The following is a 17388-nucleotide window of genomic DNA, read 5'->3' on the forward strand; positions in this document are numbered from 1 at the left end:
GCGCACGCCAAATTATTTCTGGGGTCTTTGTGTGACACCCACACGCCGTGACGACGGCGTGTCGCTGTCCCGTACTCACCCCACCGGCTGGCCCGGCCGCGCGAATTCCGAGGTCATCGCCACCGGGACGCGGAAGAAGCCGTCGTCGTGGTTCTGCTCCGCGGCATGCAGCAGGGCGTCGGTGTCGCCGATGCCGGCCCAGCCGAGCATGTAGCCGAGCAGCGAGGTCCGGCCGGGCGACCCCGTGTAGAACCCGTTTTCGCGGGCCCTGGTCAGGACGAGCTCCTGGTATTCGCGCGCTCGGGTCAGCAGCGAGTCGTCGCCGAGCACGCGCCCCGTGGCGATCAGCGACTGGACGACGCCGCTGCTGCCGTGGCAGACGGACAGGTCGACCGGGCGACGGGCGGGCAGCCGTGTCGCCGCGTCGACCAGGGTCGTCAGCCGACGGCCGGAGAGTTCGTCCGCCCGGCCGGCGGAGAACAGGATCTCGGCGGAGGCCAGCAGCAGACCGGCCGCGCCGTTGCACCACCCCGCGAGCGACGTTCCCGTACCGGACCCGGTCCGTGCGGTCAGCCAGTCCGCGGACTCCCGGGCCGGCGCCTCGTCGCCGAGGACCCTTCCGATACGGGCGCGGGCCCACTGGAGCCCCAGCTCGCCGTGCGCCAGGTCGAACCAGGGTGCGGTCCTGGGGGCCTGGAGGTGGCCGAGGACCAGATCGCGCAGGCGCGCGAGCCGGTCTTCGCCGCCCAGGGCGGCCGGGTCGTCGCCGGCCTCCAGACGGGACAGCAGGACCATCAGCAGACCGGCCGGGCCGTTGCTGAGGTCGGTTTCGACGTCGTTGGACGCGGACCGCGCGTCGATCTTGTCGAGGACGGGGCCGAGCCAGTCGGTCGGCGCCGCCTGCGGGCGGGTGAGCAGCAGGGAGGAGGCGCCGGTGAACACGGATTCCGGGGTCTGTCGCAGCATCTCGCCGTACTCCGTGAGCAGTTCGTCGAGTCCCTGGTCGGCGCGGTGGTGAATGGTCCGGAAGCCGTCGTCCAGGGTGGTCGCCCGGTTGAGGAAGGCGACGATGCCGCCCATGTCGTGGAACGAGACGAAGTTGCCCGGGGTGATGGTCGCCGCGAGCCGTCCGGGGCCGATGCCGCCCAGCCAGCCGGTCCGCGGGCCGTCCGGCGTGTGGAGGGTCACGCCGAGGTCGGCGATCCGACGCGCGATCTCCGGCCACCACGTGCCCGGACGGGCGTGCCGCAGGGGTGCCGCGAACACGCTGTGCCGGGACAGCCCGGCCGGGCTGTCCTCGCCGAACACCTCGCCGAAGCACTCCTCGAGCAGATAGTGGTGGTAGCCGTCCGGCCGGGCGGCGTTGAGGGTGACGCCACGCCGGGCGTGGTCCACCGACGAGGTCTGGAACACCTCCGGGAAGCGCACCCGTGACGTCGCCAGGTCGGTGGAGTCCGCCCGCGAGCTGAAGTAGGGCACGTTCCCCGTGTGCATACCGGCGCGCTCCTCGGCGCCCACGCGGCCGGCCAACTCGGGCGTGAACTGGCCGGAATTCCCGAGCAATCCGAACAGCCGCTCGGCCTCCTCCGGCCGGGCGAGGTAGGAGGGGTGCGTCGAGGCGTCCATGAACCGGCTGTAGACCAGCGTCGCCCGCAGCACATACCGGACGGGCATGTCCCGATGGGCGTCGAGGAGCGCCGGGATCGCACCGCCGCGCACGAACTCGAGGGCGTCGGTGTAGCCGGCCAGCACATCGGAGAAGTAGTCGGTCGCGGACAGCGGCGCGTCCCCCAGCCGTGGCAGATTGGCGTCCTGCCGGTAGGTGATGGGGTCCCGCCCGACGGACATGCCGTCGGTGCCGATGTCGTGGACCACCGTCTTGGTCATCTTGGAGGGCTGATCCCCGGCCACGCCCACCCCCGCCATGAGGAAGTCGACGGGGGACGCCGGGCTCTTCGCGGGGACGAGCATCGTGGAGACGACCGACAGCTTCATGTGATTGATCAGCAAGTGCGGAAGCGTGTTGCTCTCGCCGCTCGCGTCCGGCCGAAGGATGGTCTCGGTGTCGATCACGCACGGATTCTCGCCGTGGGCCAGCAGATTCTCGTCGTGGAGGTCGGATGCCCCGATGGCGGAGAGGATCGCGCACAGCGCGCCGAACCGGTAGAAGTACCGGGCAGGTTGATCGGACGAGGTCATCGGCTCCGCGGGGATGAACTGCTGCCAGCCGTGCGAGCCGGACGTCACCGACATGGGCAGGCAGTCGCGCAGCGAGAAGGTGAGGTAGGGGTCGGCGGCGGTGTACAGGTCCCGTACGAATCCGTCCGTCGCCAGGGCGCGCGGCTTGAAGATCAGCCGCGTGCCGCTGGTCAGCCGTACCCCGATCACCTGGCGGTTGTCGTTGTGCGGGTCGGACCCGGTGAGGAAGATGTCCTCGATCAGCTCGCCGGTCGCCGCCGTACGGGGAGTCAGGCAGTCGGCCCGCAGCGCCTCCTGGTCCGCCATGTAGGCGGCGAACATATCGGTGTACGCGTCCAGGGAGTTGTCCGCCAGAGTCGCCAGCCGCTGCCGCAGCACCGGGTAGGCGTCGGCGATGCGCCGGCAGGTGCCGGGTGCGCCGAGATGCCTGCGGAACCGCTGCAGTGCCTCGTCGACGTCGGCCGTCATGGGCAGCCCAAGGCCCTCGCGGAAGGTGTGGAACTCGCCGATCAGCGTACGGAAGGAGTGGCCCTCGACAGCCGTCAGCAGCTCCCCCCAGATGGTGTCCACTGCCGCCTCGCGCCGTTCGGGGCGGGTGACCGGGGTCATGACCTCGCGCAGCGCCGCGACAACGGAGCTCCTGGGCACGAGGTGCTGATAGAACGGGAGGAAGGCGGGGATCGAGACGTCCGGGTCGGGGATGGGGCCCTCCGGGCCGGTCATGCTTTCCGGACCCGATACTTCCCGCCCCGATATCAGGACATCGGGGTCACTTTCCGCGTAGAGATTCATATAGACCGGTCCTCCGTTCAGCAATTCCTCGTGTGTGCCCTGTTCGATGACGCGTCCGCGGTCGAGCACGTAAATGCGGTCGGCCGCTTTGATGGTCGCCAGCCGGTGGGCGATGATGATCTGCGTCGCGCCTATGTCCTGGATGATGTCCGTGACGCGTCGCTCGTTGATGGTGTCCAGCGAGGCCGTCGCCTCGTCGAGCACCAGGATCGCGGGCCGCTGGAGCAGGGTCCGTACGATGGCGAGCCGCTGCCGCTGACCGCCGGAGAAGTTCGCGCCCATTTCCGAGATCAGCGTGTTGAGCCCCATGGGAAGGTCCTCGAGGAAGTCGAGGATTCCGACGCTCTCGCAGAATTCCCGCACTTGTTCCTCGGGGATGTCCTGTCCCATCGTCAGATTCTCCAGGATCGAGCGATTGTGCAGATGCACTTCCTGGGGGATGTATCCGATGGAGCGGCGCAGCGAATCCTTGTCGTATTCGCTCATGTCCCGCCCGCCGAACTCGATGGTGCCCCGCGTCGGTTCGTAAAGCCCGCAGATGATCCGCCCCAGCGTGCTCTTGCCGGATCCCGAGGGGCCGACGAGGGCGACCTTGGCCCCGGCCGGAATGTCGATCGAGACATCGCTCAGGACCGGGTCGCTGTGGCGCGTGTACTGGAAGCCGATGTCGGTCAGGCGGATGGAAGTCGAGGGCAGCCGCTTGAGGTCGCCGCCGCGATCCTCCGAGGGCGTCTCGGCGATGTCGTTGAGCCGCGCCATGTAGCGGGACGCCTCGGCGAACTCGGTGCAGGTCTGGAACACCGAGGTCGACAGCGCGAAGTAGGTGCCGGACACCGTCTGCACCGCCATGGCCTGGCCCAGGGAGATCTGCCCGTGGCCGACGAGGTACAGGCTCGACAGCAGCAGGATCAGCGGGCCGAACATCTGGGTGGTGGAGGTCAGGCCCGAGATCCGGCCCTGTTGCAGACGCATGCGGTCCTTCATCGCCTGGAGGGACGAGGAATAGACCTTGCTCCAGCCGGCCAGGAACTCGGCGGCGTAACCGCCCATTTTGATGGTGGGCACCGAGACGATCGCGTCCAGCTGGGCCGACTGGCTCTTGCTCAGCTGGGTCATCTCCGTGTCCACGGACTCCAGCACCCGGACCCGGGTCTTCATCAGATACAGGGCATTGACCAGGGACAGTCCCGCCGCTACCAGGCCGAGGCGCCATTCGGCGATCAGCAGATAGCCGCTGACGCACACCAGCGTGCCGACGTCCAGTACGCCCTGGGCCACGCGTGAGGACAGCAGATCTCTGATCACATTCACGCTGTTGAGCCGGAACAGAAGCTCGCCGGGTTGTCGCGTCGTGAAGAACTTGTACGGAAGGGAGAGCAGCTTGGAGAACGTCTGGACCATCAGATGCTCGCCCATCATCGCCACCACGGACGAGAGAACGGCGACTCTGAGCAGATACAGCGCGAAATACCCGACGGCCACGGCGACGATGACCGAAAGGACCGTGGCGAGGTCGTCCAGGCCTCCCCAGCGGGCGTACCGGTCGACCGCCCATTCCGTCAGCATCGGTATGCCGAGGGTTCCCGCGTATCCACCGAGCGACAGGAGCCCCACCAGCGCGATGCGCCTGCGCGAACCCTGCGCGAAGAGCGAGACACCGCGCCACTCCGCCATGAACTTCCGCGGCGTCGGTTCGAAATCGGGACCGGGCTCGGCGGACACCGCGATACCGCTGAAGCCGGCCTCCAGTTCCTTCCCGCTGAGGCGCCGCCGCCCGAGCGACGGGTCCATGATGACCGCTCTGCGGCCGTCGAACCGCTCGAGGACCACGAAGTGGTGATCCTCCCAGTAGAGGATCACCGGCGATGTGAACTTCGCGAGGGCCGACACGTTCTTGACGCGGAAGAGCTTCGCGTCCATGCCGCGCTCCCGCAGGAAGCGGGCCAGCTGGGTGGCGCTGAGGCCGTCCCGGCCGGCCTCCATTTCCTGCCGCGCGCCGGATATCTCCTCCGCGCGCCCGTGGTAGCGCAGGACCGCGACGCAGCAGCACAGGCCGCATTCGGTCTGGGCCACCTGTGTGATCGTCGGTACCCGCCGGGCCGGGCCGGACCGGCGGACGATGGTGTTCCACGTCATGTCATCGGCCCTCCGTACTCAGATCGACGGGGGACACGCGAACCGACGGATCGATGCGGTTGACGAGATGGATCACCATCCCGGCGGTCCCGACGAGAAGGCTGTTGGTGTGCGCGTACCGGCTCCGCGTGTCCGCGGCCTTGCGGGCGAACACCTCGGGGCCCAGCCAGGTCCGCTCGATGTCCGCGACCGCGGCGCGCAGCGATTCCTCTGTGCTCGCCACGGCGGAGAGGATGTCGTGGTTGCCGAGATCGCCGTGGCACCAGGTCAGATTGCGGCCGAAGCCACGGCGGAGCATGTTGCCCACGGCCACCTTCCGCAGGCGCTCCACCGACTCGTCGCCTGTCAACGCGCCGTACGCCGTGAGGGCGAGCGCGATGCCGGCCGAGCCATGGCACCAGCCGGTCGGGAAGGACCAGGGGGTGGCCACGTTGGAGTACCAGTCGCCCTCACGAGGGGCGTAGAAGTCGCGCAGCCGTCCGATCAGGCGGGACAGCGTGGCCTCGACAGCTCCTCGCTGCTGCTCGGGCAGGCGCGGGTAGGCCCGGCTCAGCCCGTGGATGACACCGCTGACCCCGTGTCCGAAGCCGGATTGGTCGAGTACGGGGTGGTGGTTGTCCGGCCGCGGGGTGCCCCGCCTCAAGGCGTCCGTGAGCATGGCCGTCAGCGCGGCGGCCGACTCGTCGGCGTGCGGTCCGCCGATCGTCGTTACGCAGGACACGACGCCCGCCAGCCCGCTGATCATGTCCAGGGGCCGGTCGGAGGCAGGGCGGGCGCCCACGAGGTCGAGCACCTCGGGCACCGCCTGCTGCGCGGCGCGGACCCAATCGGGCTGTTCGAGCAGCCTGCCCGCCGCCGCCAGCGCGTACAGCGTGCCGGCCGATCCGGAATACGCGGAGAAGGGGGCCGTCTGCCGGGTGGCCGATGTCTCGGACGGCGTCTCGGATGGGGGACCGGACGGGGTATCGGCCAGGCCTTCCGCGATGGCCGAGAATATCTGCGTGGCCAGGTCGCGGTAGGTGGAGTCGTCCAGGACACGGCCGGCCGCCGCCAGGGCCAGCGCGGGGCCGACCCTCCCCGTGTACAGGTCGTATCCGAGCACCGCGGGCGGCCACGGCCGGTTGGTCTGCGCGGAGGCGAGCGGACCGATCCAGGTATAGGGCAGATCGGCGAACCGGTCGGGCAGGGCCGAGGAGACCATGGTGTCGCACAGCCGGGTCACGACCCCGGCGAGCGTGCCGCCCGGCCGACCCGTCGGCCGTCCGCTTGCCGTACTGCCAGGCAGCGCGGGGTCGAAGCTGTCGGCCGAGGTCAGATGGTCGTCGGGGAAGCGGCAGGAGAAGGCGGAGTGAATGAGCCTCAGCTGGTCGCTCACCTCGAACTCGGTCAGGGCGGCGACCTTCGCCGCGGCCAGATCGAGTGGCGATGTGGCCAGCGCCGCCCCGACCTCGGTGCCCTTGCCGTCCATGAGGGCCACGTCCGCCGCGGCGACGGTGAAGTAGGGGATGTCGCGCCCCGTGAGCTGCCGCAACTCGGAGCGGACGATCGCACGCGCGGCGGATCCGCTGGGAATGGCCACCCGCTTCAGCGCCGCCAGATAGGACGCTGGGTCACTCATGGCCCGCGCACTCGACGACGTACGCAGTGTCTGCGCGTACACCGACGTCGGATTGTGGAGGTAGCGAACGCGCACGCCGGCGGCCGCCCTGCGCACCAGAGCCGTCCAGCGCTCCTTGTCCGACATCACCGTGCGGCACACCCGGGTGAATCCGGCCGCCATCCGCTCGCCCAATGCGTGGACCTCGTCCTGGTTCAGCGTCCCCACGACCGTCTGCCGTTCCTCCGCCGCTTGCCTGCTCAGCGTCAGTCGCACCTGGTCGGTGAACGGAGCTTCGAACTGCAGGGACTTGAACGGTGATTCGCCGCCTCCCTGCTCGCCGAGAAAGCCGAGGTCGAGATAGCCGGAGTCCTCGTCCCGGCCGGCCATGAGCAGGGGCAGGATCCCGATGCCGTAGACCGACTGGGTGATCCGGTGATGGGCATTGTCCGGTGTCTCCTCGGGCGTACCGAGGTGGAGCCGGACGGGCTGGAGGATCGTCTCCAGGTCGATCGGCACCGGGCCGCGGCGGGTGGCCACGACGTTCTCGAAGTGCATGTCCTGTGCGTTGAGCAGGTACATCACGGCGGCGAGCTCGCCACTGGCCTGCATGAACTGTGCGGAGATGTCGGCGACGTCCTCCGCCGCCACGTACTCCACATATCCGTAGCCCGCCCGCTCCAGGACCTTGGCTGCGACCAGGGAGGTGCCCAGCCAGTCGTTGGCCTCGCGGGCGATGACGGCGTACGCGGCCTCGCAGGACACGTCGCGCGGCTTGTAGGCCAGCTTCCTGCCGGACCGGAACTCCAGGACGGACACGCTGCGGCCCTGGTGGTGGGCGTCGCCGTCGGCGAACCCGCAAGAGACGACCTGGTCCGCCGCGTCAATGCCGAAGATGGCGGCGATGGTGTCCCGGTCGGCCGAGAGCCGCAGGCACAGTTCCCGGAAGTTGTGCGCCTCGTAGGCCAGTACGACGCGTGTGACATCGCGCAGCACGGGAAACGACAGTCCGCTGAATGCCTCGAAGGAACCGCGGATCGACTGGTCGACAAAGTACTGGTACCGCAGAGCAGGGTCCGCGCCCACGAGCCGACCTTGCCGGCGCGCGTGGTTGACGGCGGCGACCAGCGGCCTGGTGTACACCGCACGCAGCCGGGCCTCGGCTCGTTGCAGCAACTGCCGCAGCACAGCCGGGGGATCGGCGAACAGCGGCGCGAACGGGGCGACAGGGTCGGGGTCCGCGAGTGAGGCGGCGGCGTTTCTGATGATCCTCTGGAACGGGTAATTCTCTGGTGCTTCGCACCACTGTGCCACCGCGACGCGGGTGGCCGGGGGCTCGGCGGTACGGGGACTCTCTATGCCTCGGAGCACTTCGAGGGTCTGTACGTCGAATTGCGCCAGCGGCGCGATGGCGTCCGTGATCTGAGCTTCGCTCAGTTCCGGATAATACGGGGCTGAGGTTTTCACGACTCGTCATACTCCATATCCGCGTGGAGGTACCGGAATTCGGCGGAGGGGGCGGACTGGGGGCCTGTCGCTGGGCCCCCATTCCGCCTCGATGCGCTACGTACTCACCGAACCGGATGCCCTGTGCTCAGCACCTGCTGGTGCACTTGGTGGTGGGGCAGACCGCCGCGGAGACCCCGGCGGCGATGCTGGTGACGGCAAGGAAGACGCAGACGGGTCCGGTGCCTCCGTGGGTGTCCGCCTCGCTCAGTTCGACGAGCTCGGCCTCGTCCCATGCGCCGAGGATGTCGGTGTCCTTCTCCATGTCGATTCCTTTCTCTGGTTGTTCGTCAGTTGCAGTTGGGCTGGCATTCCTTGGTCAGGGTGCAGAACCACCCGTACCTGCCTCCCCCGAGGTACATGCTGGTGAGGGGGTCGGGGAGCATGGTGCCGCCGTGCTGTGCGACGTCGTGGAAGTCCTGCTCCGCGAGCTCTTCCGCGAGGGGAATGTCTCCCTCGAATTCCGGATTCATTTTCCGTCTCCTTCGTCGGATTGGATACGGGCGCCGAGCGCCCCGCTCTTCCGGCGGCCCGTGAATTCATTCTGCGAGGCCGTTGTTGGCCGGCCGCATCGCGAAGAGCGGGGTTTGCGCACAGGCCGTGCATACGGCCCGCACAGGCGTCGGGGGTCGATGTGGGGCGTCAGGCGGCCGGCGCCAGCATCGCCACGAGGCGGTGGGCTTCCGCGCGGTCCCAGTTCAGGGCCGCGGTCCGCATCGCCGCGACGTTCGGCGGCAGATCGAGCCCCAGGTCGTCGGCGAACAGGCGTTGACACCGCCCGATGACGTCCAGGGCGCCGACGGCATCGCCGTTGATGCAGTGCACCGCGGACAGCAGCTCCCAGAAGCGCTGCCGATAGGGCGCCTCGGCGATGGCGCTCTCGATCCGATAGGAGAGCGTTTCGGTGCGGTCGGCCAGGACGGCGGCGGTGAACAGGTCCTGGTATGCGTCGAAGCGCGCGCTGTTGAGCCCGGCGACATGCGCGCCGAACCAGCGGGTCGGCGGCAGACTCGGACCGAACGGGCCGCGCCACAGCGCCACCGTCTTCTCCAGCGCGGCCACCGCCCGGTCCGCGTCGCCGCGCAGCAGCAGGTTGCGGCCGTGCCGGGCGGACACCATGAACATCGGTACGTCGAATTCCTCGGGGGCGACGTCCAGCGCGTAGCCGCTGAGGCTGCCGCGGCAGGTCCGCACCCGTCGGCTCAGGCCCGGTTCGATGTCGTCGAGGTCGCGGCGCAGCGCCGTGAGGTGACTGCGGATGTTGGCCGCGGCGGAGGCGGGCGGCTCATCCCACAGCAATTCGGTGAACTCGGCGATGGTGATGGCCTGTCCGGTGCGGAGCAGAAGGGCGGTGAGAATGGCTCGCCGGAGTGGCGAGGACGGTTCGTCTCCGCCGAGGACTTTCATGGGGCCGAGAACTCTGAAGAGCATGAGCGATTCCGCCGCCCGTGGGTCCCGGTCGATGGTCGAGAGGGCCGCCGTTTCACCCTCGCTTTTCATGGCTGTCTTGATGGCCGTCAACTCTCTTCTCCCCGTTTTCCAGCTCGTCGAGATCGAGCAGACCGTGATGCCGTGTGAATGCCGGCAATCAATGCCTACCAACGCGGACCGGGCGGAACAACGGATGGACGGCGTCCCGGACAGTCCGCTGCCGTCCGGCCCCCGTCCAGTACCGTCCTGCCTGGTCAGAGAGGTGCGCGACGGTCGTGCGGGACGTCCGGGACGGATCCGCCGCGGGTTGACAGGCAACCGGATGGTTGCCATTCTGGGTCGACGGAGGGATGACCACATGGACGACGCGTTCCGGGCGCTCGCCGACGCCAGTCGCAGGCGTCTGCTGGACCGGCTTCATACGCGGAACGGGCAGACCCTGCGGGAGCTGTGCGAGGGCCTGGAAATGAGTCGGCAGGCCGTGAGCAAGCATCTGGCGGTGTTGGAGGCGGCCGGCCTGGTCACGGCCGTCCGGCGGGGGCGGGAGAAGCTGCACTATCTGAATCCGGTGCCCATCCAGGAGATATCGGATCGATGGATCGGCAAATACGAGCGCGGGCGGCTGAGCGCCCTCGGCCATCTCAAGCGGACCCTGGAAGGAACGACCGTGAGCAAGCCTGAATTCGTCTACGTGATTTACATCCAGACCACGCCGGAGCGGCTGTACGAGGCGCTGATCGACGCCGAGTTCGCCCAGCGGTACTTCGGCGGCTGGGGGCCCAAGTCCGACTGGAAGGTCGGGTCGCCGGTGCTGTGGAAAATGGGCCCCGACGGGGATTACGAGGACCTGGACCAGCAGGTGCTGGAGGCTGAGCCGGGCAAGCGGCTTGCGTACAGCTGGCACCGGATCTTCCCGATGCACCGGGAGCTGTTCGGCTCGGACGAGGAATATGAGGAGGCCCGCAAGGAGAAGTCCAGGGTCGCCTTCGACATCGAGCCGGCGGAGGTGCCGGAGATGGGTGTGAAGCTGACCATCACGCACGACGGGTTCGACAGCCCGGACAGCAAGATGCTGGAGGGCGTGAGCGGCGGCTGGGTGATGATCCTCTCGGCCCTGAAGACGCTCCTCGAGGGCGGCAAGCCGGTGGCGGAGCAGTAGGCCGTCGCCTGTCGGGTCCCGGCGGGCCGACGTGGATGTAGGGGCCGCGCCCGGCCCGGTTCGCGGCCCGGGGCAAGAAATCCCCACCTGGTGAAATATTCGCAGCGCGCTGTCCTGCGGGCCAGGTCATAGACGGTTTCCGGTCACTGGAGGGGGTCGTTCCGGTCAGTGTGCGGACCCCGGCCGTGAATCGTGTGATTGACGAGACGTCACGGATTGATAACTCCGGAAAACCGTGCAACCCTTCCGGCTTCGCGCGGGTCGTATGTGGCGTCAGGCTTCCTGGGGAGGGGTTCCGGGGGGGGAATACGAGGAAGCCTTGCGGAGGGGGAAGCGAGGGGCCCGGTCCATGGACCGGGCCCCTCGAAATATGTCCGCCGCTTCTCCCTGCCCGCCCGTACGTCGAGCAGGCCGCCGATCAGAACGGAACGCCGCACCTCAGCAGCACATTCGCGTACGGCCGCGCCTCCCCCGTCCGTACCACCAGCCGCGCCGTGGCCGTCCGCGCCTTCAGATCCTCGTGCGGCACCAGCTCCAGCGCCGGCCCGGGGAAGAGGCCGTCCAGCAGCGCGGTCGCGGACGGGTTGTGCTCCCGTACCTCCAGCGCCGCCGTGGCCCCCTCGACCACCAGCTCGTCGAGCAGCACCGTCAGCACCTGCTCGAAGGACGGCACCCCCGCCACGAGGGCGAGGTCGACCACGGCCGGGCCGCCCGGGCCGGCGGGGATGGGGAGTCCGGCGTCGCAGACCATCACCGTGTCGGTGTGGCCCAACTCGGCTATCGCCCCGCTCAGTTGGCGGTTGAAGATCCCGGATCGTTTCATCGCGCTGCGACCTCCTCGGCCGTGGGGAAGGACTCCTGCGCGCCGGCGCGGGTCACCGCGGCCGCGCCGACCCGTACGGCGAACCGGACCGCCGTCTCGAGGTCGTCGCCGACGCCCAGGCGCCAGGCGAGCGCGCCGGTGAAGGCGTCCCCGGCGCCGGTGGTGTCCACCGCCTTGACCGGGAGGCTGGGGACCAGGGCCGTACGGTCGCGGTCGGCGACGAGCGCGCCCGCGGCGCCCAGGGTGATCACCACCGAGCGCGGGCCGCGCGCCAGCAGGGCGGCCGCCCAGGCTTCGGGGGCCTCCTCCCGGCCCGCCGGGTCGTCGCCCAGCAGGAAGCGTGCCTCGTGCTCGTTGACCACGAGCGGATCGCAGGCGGCCAGCACCTCGGCGGGGAGCGGGGCGGGCGGCGAGGGGTTGAGGACGATACGCGGGCCGCTCTCGCCCCTACCACCGTCGCCCGTACCGGCACCGGCACCGGCCCGCCCCGTACGGACCACCTCCACGACCGTCGCGACCGTCTCCAGCGGTATCTCCAGCTGCAGCGAGACCACACCAGCCGAGGCCAGCAGATCGGCCGCGGCCCGTACGTCCTCGGGGCTCAGCCGGGCGTTGGCGCCGGGGGAGACCACGATGCTGTTGTCGCCGGACGGGTCCACGGTGATCAGTGCCACGCCGGTGGGCGCGCCGCCGACCAGGACGCCCGCGGTGTCCACGCCCGCGTCCCGCTGCGACTCCAGCAGTAGGCGGCCGTGTCCGTCGTCGCCGACGCGCGCCAGCAGGGCCGTACGGGCGCCCAGCCGGGCGGCGGCGACGGCCTGGTTGGCGCCCTTGCCGCCCGGGTGGACGGCGAGGTCGGAACCGAGGACGGTCTCCCCGGCGGCCGGGCGGCGTTCGACTCCGATCACCAGGTCGGCGTTGGCCGACCCTACGACCAGGAGGTCGTAGTCGGGCATCCTGCACGTCCTTTCGTTTCGCTGTGTGTGCCTGAGGGGTTCAGGTGCTCCGGCCGGCCCCGGGGCGGGGGCCGGCCGGTCCCGCTTCACTTCGCGGCGACGACCTTCACCGGCACCTTCACCATCTGGTCGACCTTCTGCCCCTTCGCGACCTTGATCGCGTTCTGCACGGCCATCTTGCCCAGCTCCTTGGGCTGTTGGGCGACGGTCGCCGCGAGCGTGCCGTTCTGGACCGCGGTGAGGCCGTCCGGGGTGCCGTCGAAGCCGACGACCTTGACGGACTTGCCCGCCTTGGAACCGAGCGCCTTGACCGCGCCGAGCGCCATCTCGTCGTTCTCGGCGAAGATCCCGGTGATGCCCGAGTGGGCCTGCAGCAGGTTGGTGGTCACGTCCAGGCCCTTGGTGCGGTCGAAGTCCGCGGGCTGCTTGGCGACGACCTGGATGCCCGGGTAGGCCTTCAGGCCCTCCGCGAAGCCCTGGCCGCGCTCGCGCGAGGCCGAGGTGCCGGCGGTGCCCTGGAGGACCAGGATCCGGCCCTTGCCGCCGAGCTGTTCGGCCAGCGTCTTGGCGGCGAGCTTGCCGCCCGCGATGTTGTCGGAGGCGACGAGGGTGGCGATGTCCGCCTTGTTGACGGTGCGGTCGGCGGCGAGGACGGGGATGCCGGCCTTGTTGGCCGCCCGGACGGACGGGCCCGAGGCGTCGGAGTCCACCGGGTTGATGATGATCGTCTTCACGTTCTGGCTGGTGAAGTTCTGGATCTGGTTGGCCTGCTGGGAGGCGTCGTTCTGGGCGTCGGTGACGGAGAGGCTGATGCCCTGGGCCTTGGCCTCGGCCTGCGCGCCCTGCTTCAGCTGGACGAAGAAGGGGTTGTTGAGGGTGGAGACCGACAGAGCCACCTTGATCTTGCCGCCGCTCCCGGAGGAGTCGGAGCGCCACACCGAGGCGCCGACCACGACCGCCACCACGGCGACGGCCGCGACCGCGTACTTCCCGATCTGGGCGGGCGTCAGCCTGCCCCCGGGGCCGCCGGCTCCGCCCGCGGCGCCGCCGGGAGCGCCCGGGCGGGATCCGGCGCGGCGGCGCACGGTGTCGAGCAGCACGGCCAGCGCGATGACGACGCCGATGACGACCTGCTGCCAGAAGGCGGAGACCTCCAGCAGGTTGAGCCCGTTGCGCAGGACGGCGAGGATCAGCGCGCCGATGAGCGTGCCGGACGCCTTGCCGACGCCGCCGGAGAGGCTGGCGCCGCCGATGACGACCGCGGCGATGGCGTCGAGTTCGTAGCCGACCGCGGCCTGGGGCTGCGCGGAGGACAGGCGGGAGGCGAGCACGATGCCCGCGACGGCCGCGAAGGCTCCGGACAGGGCGTAGATGGCCAGCTTCTGGCGGTTGACGCGGATACCGGAGAGCCGGGCGGCCTCCTCGTTGCCGCCGATCGCGTACATGGTGCGGCCGACGTACGTACGGGCCAGGATGCCCGCGGTGATCAGGCCCATCACGACCATGATGATCACCGGGACCGGCAGCCAGCCGCCGATGGTGTCGCCGAGGTGCGAGACCGAGTCGGGGAACGGGATCGGGCTGCCCTGGGAGATGACCAGGGACAGACCGCGGCCGACCGACAGCATGGCGAGGGTGGCGATGAACGGCGGCAGCTTGCCGAAGGAGATCAGCGCGCCGCTGACCAGGCCGCAGGCCAGACCTGTGGCGAGCGCGAGGATCACCGCGAGCCACACCGGCAGGCCCTGTGAGGTCGCCGACCAGGCGAGCACGGTGGCGGACAGCGCGGCCACCGAGCCGACGGACAGGTCGATCCCGGCCGAGACGATGACGAAGGTGACGCCGAAGGCGAGGATCGCGGTGACCGCCGCCTGGACGCCGACGTTGAGCAGGTTGTCGGTGGTGAGGAAGTCGCCGGACAGCAGCGACATGGCCGCGAGAAGCAGCACCAGGGCGCTCAGCGCGCCGTTGTCGAGCAGCACCCGGCGCAGCACGGCCGGGCCGCCGGAGCCCTGCTGTGCCCGACCGGGCTTCATCGTGTCAGTGGCCACGGGAGCCCTCGCTTTCCTCTGTGCCGTCGAGCGCTACGACGGGCTCGACGACCTTGACGTCCTTCACGGCCAGGGCCATCACGGCGTCCTGGGTCGCTTCTTCGCGGTTGAGTTCGCCGGTGATCCGGCCCTGTGCCATGACCAGGACCCGGTCGCTCATGCCCAGCACCTCGGGGAGGTCGCTGGAGATCATCAGCACCGCGTGCCCGGAGGCGGTGAGTTCGTTGATGAGCTGGTAGATCTCGACCTTGGCGCCCACGTCGATACCGCGGGTGGGCTCGTCGAGGATGAGCACCTTGCTGTCGGCCAGCAGCCACTTGCCGATGACGACCTTCTGCTGGTTGCCGCCGGACAGGGTGCGTACGCGCTGCTCGAGACCGGCCATGCGGACCGCCAGCTGCTCGGAGATCCGGGCCGCCGCGCGGCGCTGTCCGGCCCGGTCGACGAGTCCGGCGCGGGTGGCGGAGCGCAGCGTGACCAGGCCCAGGTTCTCCTGGACCGAGGCGTCCAGGACCAGGCCCTGGCCCTTGCGGTCCTCGGGGACGAGCCCGATGCCGGCGGCCATGGCGGCGCCCACATCGTGCCGGGGCAGCCGCTCGCCGAGGACTTCGACGCTGCCGGCGTCGTACGGATCGGCGCCGAAGACGGCCCGTACGACCTCGGTGCGGCCCGCGCCGACGAGTCCGGCGAGCCCCACCACCTCTCCGGCCCGTACCTCGAAGGCGACGTCGTGGAAGACGCCGTTCCGGGTCAGGCCCTGGACCTTGAGCAGGGACGCCCCGGCCTCGGCGGGCCGCCGCGGGTACTGCTGCTCGATGGAGCGGCCCACCATCAGCCGGACCAGCTCGTTCTCCTCGGTGGTGGCCGGGACCTGGGTGACGCTGCGGCCGTCGCGCAGGACGGTGACGCGGTCGCCGAGGGCCGCTATCTCCTCCAGGTGGTGGGTGATGAAGACGACGCCGACGCCGTCCGCGCGCAGGGCGCGGACGATCCGGAAGAGCTTGTCGACCTCCTCGGTGGTGAGCACCGCGGTCGGCTCGTCCATGATCAGGACGCGGGCGTCCAGGGACAGCGCCTTGGCGATCTCGACCATCTGGAGCCGGGCGATGCCCAGGTCGCGCACCCGGTCGCTGGGGGAGACGTCGACCCCGACGCGGGCCAGCAGCTCGGCGGCCCGCTCGTGCATGGTCCTGCGGTCGATCAGCCCCAGTCGGCGCGGCTGGCGGCCCAGGAAGATGTTCTCGGCGACGCTGAGGTCGGGGACGAGGTTGAACTCCTGGTAGATGGTGGCGATCCCGAGCCGCTCGGCGTCCTGGGCGCCGTGGATGCGCACCGGGGAGCCGTCGACGAGGATGCGGCCGCCGTCGGGGCGGTGGGCGCCGGAGAGCATCTTGATCAGCGTGCTCTTGCCCGCGCCGTTCTCGCCCAGCAGGACGTGCACCTCACCGCGGCGCAGATCGAAGTCGACGCCGTCGAGCGCGACCACGCCGGGGAACGTCTTGCGGACGCCCTCCATGCGCAGCAGTTCGGCCGCGCCTCCCGCACCGCCCCCCGCGCTCGGCGGCACGCCCTGTGGCGGCTGCGGCGGCTGTGTGGCGCTCGGCGTGCTCATGGCTTGCTCCCTTCGGGCTCGCCGCACGAGCGGCGGGTGACCAGGCGGGCGGACAGGATCACCGAGTCGGTGGTCCGCCCCTCGACGCGGTCGATCAGCGCGCGTACGGCGGCGCGGCCGAGTTCGCCCGTCGGCTGGGCGATGGCGGTGATCGGGGGATCGGTGTGGACGAACCACGGGATGTCGTCGAACGCGGCGAGCGCCACGTCGTCGGGCACCCGCAGGCCGCGCGCGCGGATCTCGTCCATCGCGCCGAGCGCCATGAGGTTGTCCGCGGCGAAGATGACGTCCGGGGGTTCGGGCAGATCGAGGAAGCGGGCGGTCACCCGCCGTCCGCTGTCCGCCTGGAAGTCGCCCTGGCCTATGAAGTCGGCCGGCAGGGCAAGCCCGAACTCGCGCAGCGCGGACCGGAAGGCCTCCACGCGCTCGCGTCCGGTGGTGGTGGCGGCCGGTCCGGCGATGATGGCGAGCCGGCGGTGGCCGAGCGCGTGCAGATGGGCCACCAGGTCGCGTACGGCGTCCGTGCCGTCCGTACGGACCACGGGCACGTCCACGCCCTTGATCCAGCGGTCGACGAAGACCATAGGGGTGCCCGAACGGACGGCGTCCAGCATCAGCGGGGAGCCGCCGTCGGTGGGGCTGACCAGCAGGCCGTCGATGCGGCGGTCCATAAGGGTGCGCACATGGTGGTCCTGGAGCTCGGGGCGCTCATCGGCGTTCCCGATCACCACGCTGTAGCCCAGCGCGCGGGCCTCGTCCTCGACCGAGCGGGCGAGCTCGGTGAAGAACGGGTTGAGTACGTCGCTGATCACCAGCCCGAGGGTCCGGGTCTGGTCGGTGCGCAGCGAGCGGGCCACGGCGTTGGGGCGGTAGCCGAGCTCGGCGACGGCGGTGAGCACCCGGTCACGGGTGTCCGCGCGGACGGACGGATGGTCGTTGAGCACGCGGGAGACCGTTGCCACGGACACTCCGGCGTGCTGCGCCACGTCCTTGATGCTCGCCATTCCACCTCCTCGTGGAATCGATTACAAGGAGGATTGGAATCGATTACACGAGGCTGGACAAGAGCCCTGGAGTGGCTGAAACCGGATCGTAATATTCCGGTCACTGGGTGCCGATGGGGGTT

11 protein-coding genes are annotated in these 17388 nt (G+C 69.9%); 1 reads left to right on the forward strand and 10 read right to left on the reverse strand.

The features are described from left to right. Window positions 1-75: 75 nt before the first annotated feature. From lanM (ACWDSL_RS26335) to ACWDSL_RS26355, 5 genes are all read right to left on the reverse strand, one after another. Complete coding sequence (gene lanM, locus ACWDSL_RS26335) at window positions 76-5127, reverse strand: type 2 lanthipeptide synthetase LanM (protein WP_450489383.1); 5052 nt, start codon at window positions 5125-5127, stop codon at window positions 76-78. Window position 5128: 1 nt separating this feature from the next. After that, window positions 5129-8191: a type 2 lanthipeptide synthetase LanM gene (lanM, locus tag ACWDSL_RS26340; protein ID WP_450489385.1), complete on the reverse strand. Its 3063-nt coding sequence runs from the start codon at window positions 8189-8191 to the stop codon at window positions 5129-5131. A 127-nt stretch (window positions 8192-8318) separates the two neighbouring features. Beyond that, window positions 8319-8495 carry a class II lanthipeptide, LchA2/BrtA2 family gene (locus tag ACWDSL_RS26345; protein ID WP_450489387.1) on the reverse strand — a complete coding sequence of 59 codons (177 nt, stop codon included), beginning with the start codon at window positions 8493-8495 and terminating at the stop codon, window positions 8319-8321. Between the two features lie 25 nt (window positions 8496-8520). Then, window positions 8521-8769, reverse strand: a complete 249-nt coding sequence (locus ACWDSL_RS26350; RefSeq protein WP_450489444.1) for a plantaricin C family lantibiotic — start codon at window positions 8767-8769, stop codon at window positions 8521-8523. Between the two features lie 103 nt (window positions 8770-8872). Beyond that, window positions 8873-9730: an AfsR/SARP family transcriptional regulator gene (locus ACWDSL_RS26355; protein WP_450489389.1), complete on the reverse strand. Its 858-nt coding sequence runs from the start codon at window positions 9728-9730 to the stop codon at window positions 8873-8875. 289 nt (window positions 9731-10019) lie between these two features. On the opposite strand from ACWDSL_RS26355, the gene ACWDSL_RS26360 reads away from it, so the two are divergent. Beyond that, entirely contained in the window at window positions 10020-10820 is an 801-nt protein-coding gene (locus ACWDSL_RS26360) for an ArsR/SmtB family transcription factor (protein ID WP_450489391.1), read from the forward strand. Window positions 10821-11238: 418 nt separating this feature from the next. Here the strand turns inward: ACWDSL_RS26360 and rbsD are convergent, their stop codons facing one another. The 5 genes from rbsD to ACWDSL_RS26385 form a co-directional block, all read right to left on the reverse strand. Further along, the gene (gene rbsD / locus ACWDSL_RS26365; protein WP_450489393.1) at window positions 11239-11643 is read right to left on the reverse strand and encodes a D-ribose pyranase; all 405 of its coding nucleotides are present in this window, start codon (window positions 11641-11643) and stop codon (window positions 11239-11241) included. Then, a complete protein-coding gene (locus ACWDSL_RS26370) occupies window positions 11640-12599 on the reverse strand; it encodes a ribokinase (protein WP_450489395.1) in 960 nt (319 codons plus the stop codon). The genes rbsD and ACWDSL_RS26370 overlap by 4 nt, the downstream gene beginning before the upstream one ends. A gap of 86 nt (window positions 12600-12685) precedes the next feature. Beyond that, entirely contained in the window at window positions 12686-14650 is a 1965-nt protein-coding gene (locus tag ACWDSL_RS26375) for an ABC transporter permease/substrate-binding protein (RefSeq protein ID WP_450489397.1), read from the reverse strand. Next, window positions 14640-16262 (reverse strand): sugar ABC transporter ATP-binding protein, encoded by a 1623-nt coding sequence (locus ACWDSL_RS26380; RefSeq protein ID WP_450489399.1) that lies wholly within the window; start codon window positions 16260-16262, stop codon window positions 14640-14642. The genes ACWDSL_RS26375 and ACWDSL_RS26380 overlap by 11 nt, the downstream gene beginning before the upstream one ends. Then, window positions 16259-17266: a LacI family DNA-binding transcriptional regulator gene (locus tag ACWDSL_RS26385; protein ID WP_450489401.1), complete on the reverse strand. Its 1008-nt coding sequence runs from the start codon at window positions 17264-17266 to the stop codon at window positions 16259-16261. The genes ACWDSL_RS26380 and ACWDSL_RS26385 overlap by 4 nt, the downstream gene beginning before the upstream one ends. Window positions 17267-17388 lie beyond the last annotated feature (122 nt).

The sequence above is a fragment of the Streptomyces sp. NPDC000941 genome (assembly GCF_053599555.1).

Coding starts and splice junctions, on each gene's coding strand:
- ACWDSL_RS26355 (WP_450489389.1), bottom strand. CDS start 9,730: ATGAAAAGCGAGGGTGAAACGGCGGCCCTCTCGACCATCGACCGGGAC.
- ACWDSL_RS26360 (WP_450489391.1), top strand. CDS start 10,020: ATGGACGACGCGTTCCGGGCGCTCGCCGACGCCAGTCGCAGGCGTCTG.
- ACWDSL_RS26385 (WP_450489401.1), bottom strand. CDS start 17,266: ATGGCGAGCATCAAGGACGTGGCGCAGCACGCCGGAGTGTCCGTGGCA.
- lanM (WP_450489383.1), bottom strand. CDS start 5,127: ATGACGTGGAACACCATCGTCCGCCGGTCCGGCCCGGCCCGGCGGGTA.
- ACWDSL_RS26380 (WP_450489399.1), bottom strand. CDS start 16,262: ATGAGCACGCCGAGCGCCACACAGCCGCCGCAGCCGCCACAGGGCGTG.
- rbsD (WP_450489393.1), bottom strand. CDS start 11,643: ATGAAACGATCCGGGATCTTCAACCGCCAACTGAGCGGGGCGATAGCC.
- ACWDSL_RS26345 (WP_450489387.1), bottom strand. CDS start 8,495: ATGGAGAAGGACACCGACATCCTCGGCGCATGGGACGAGGCCGAGCTC.
- ACWDSL_RS26370 (WP_450489395.1), bottom strand. CDS start 12,599: ATGCCCGACTACGACCTCCTGGTCGTAGGGTCGGCCAACGCCGACCTG.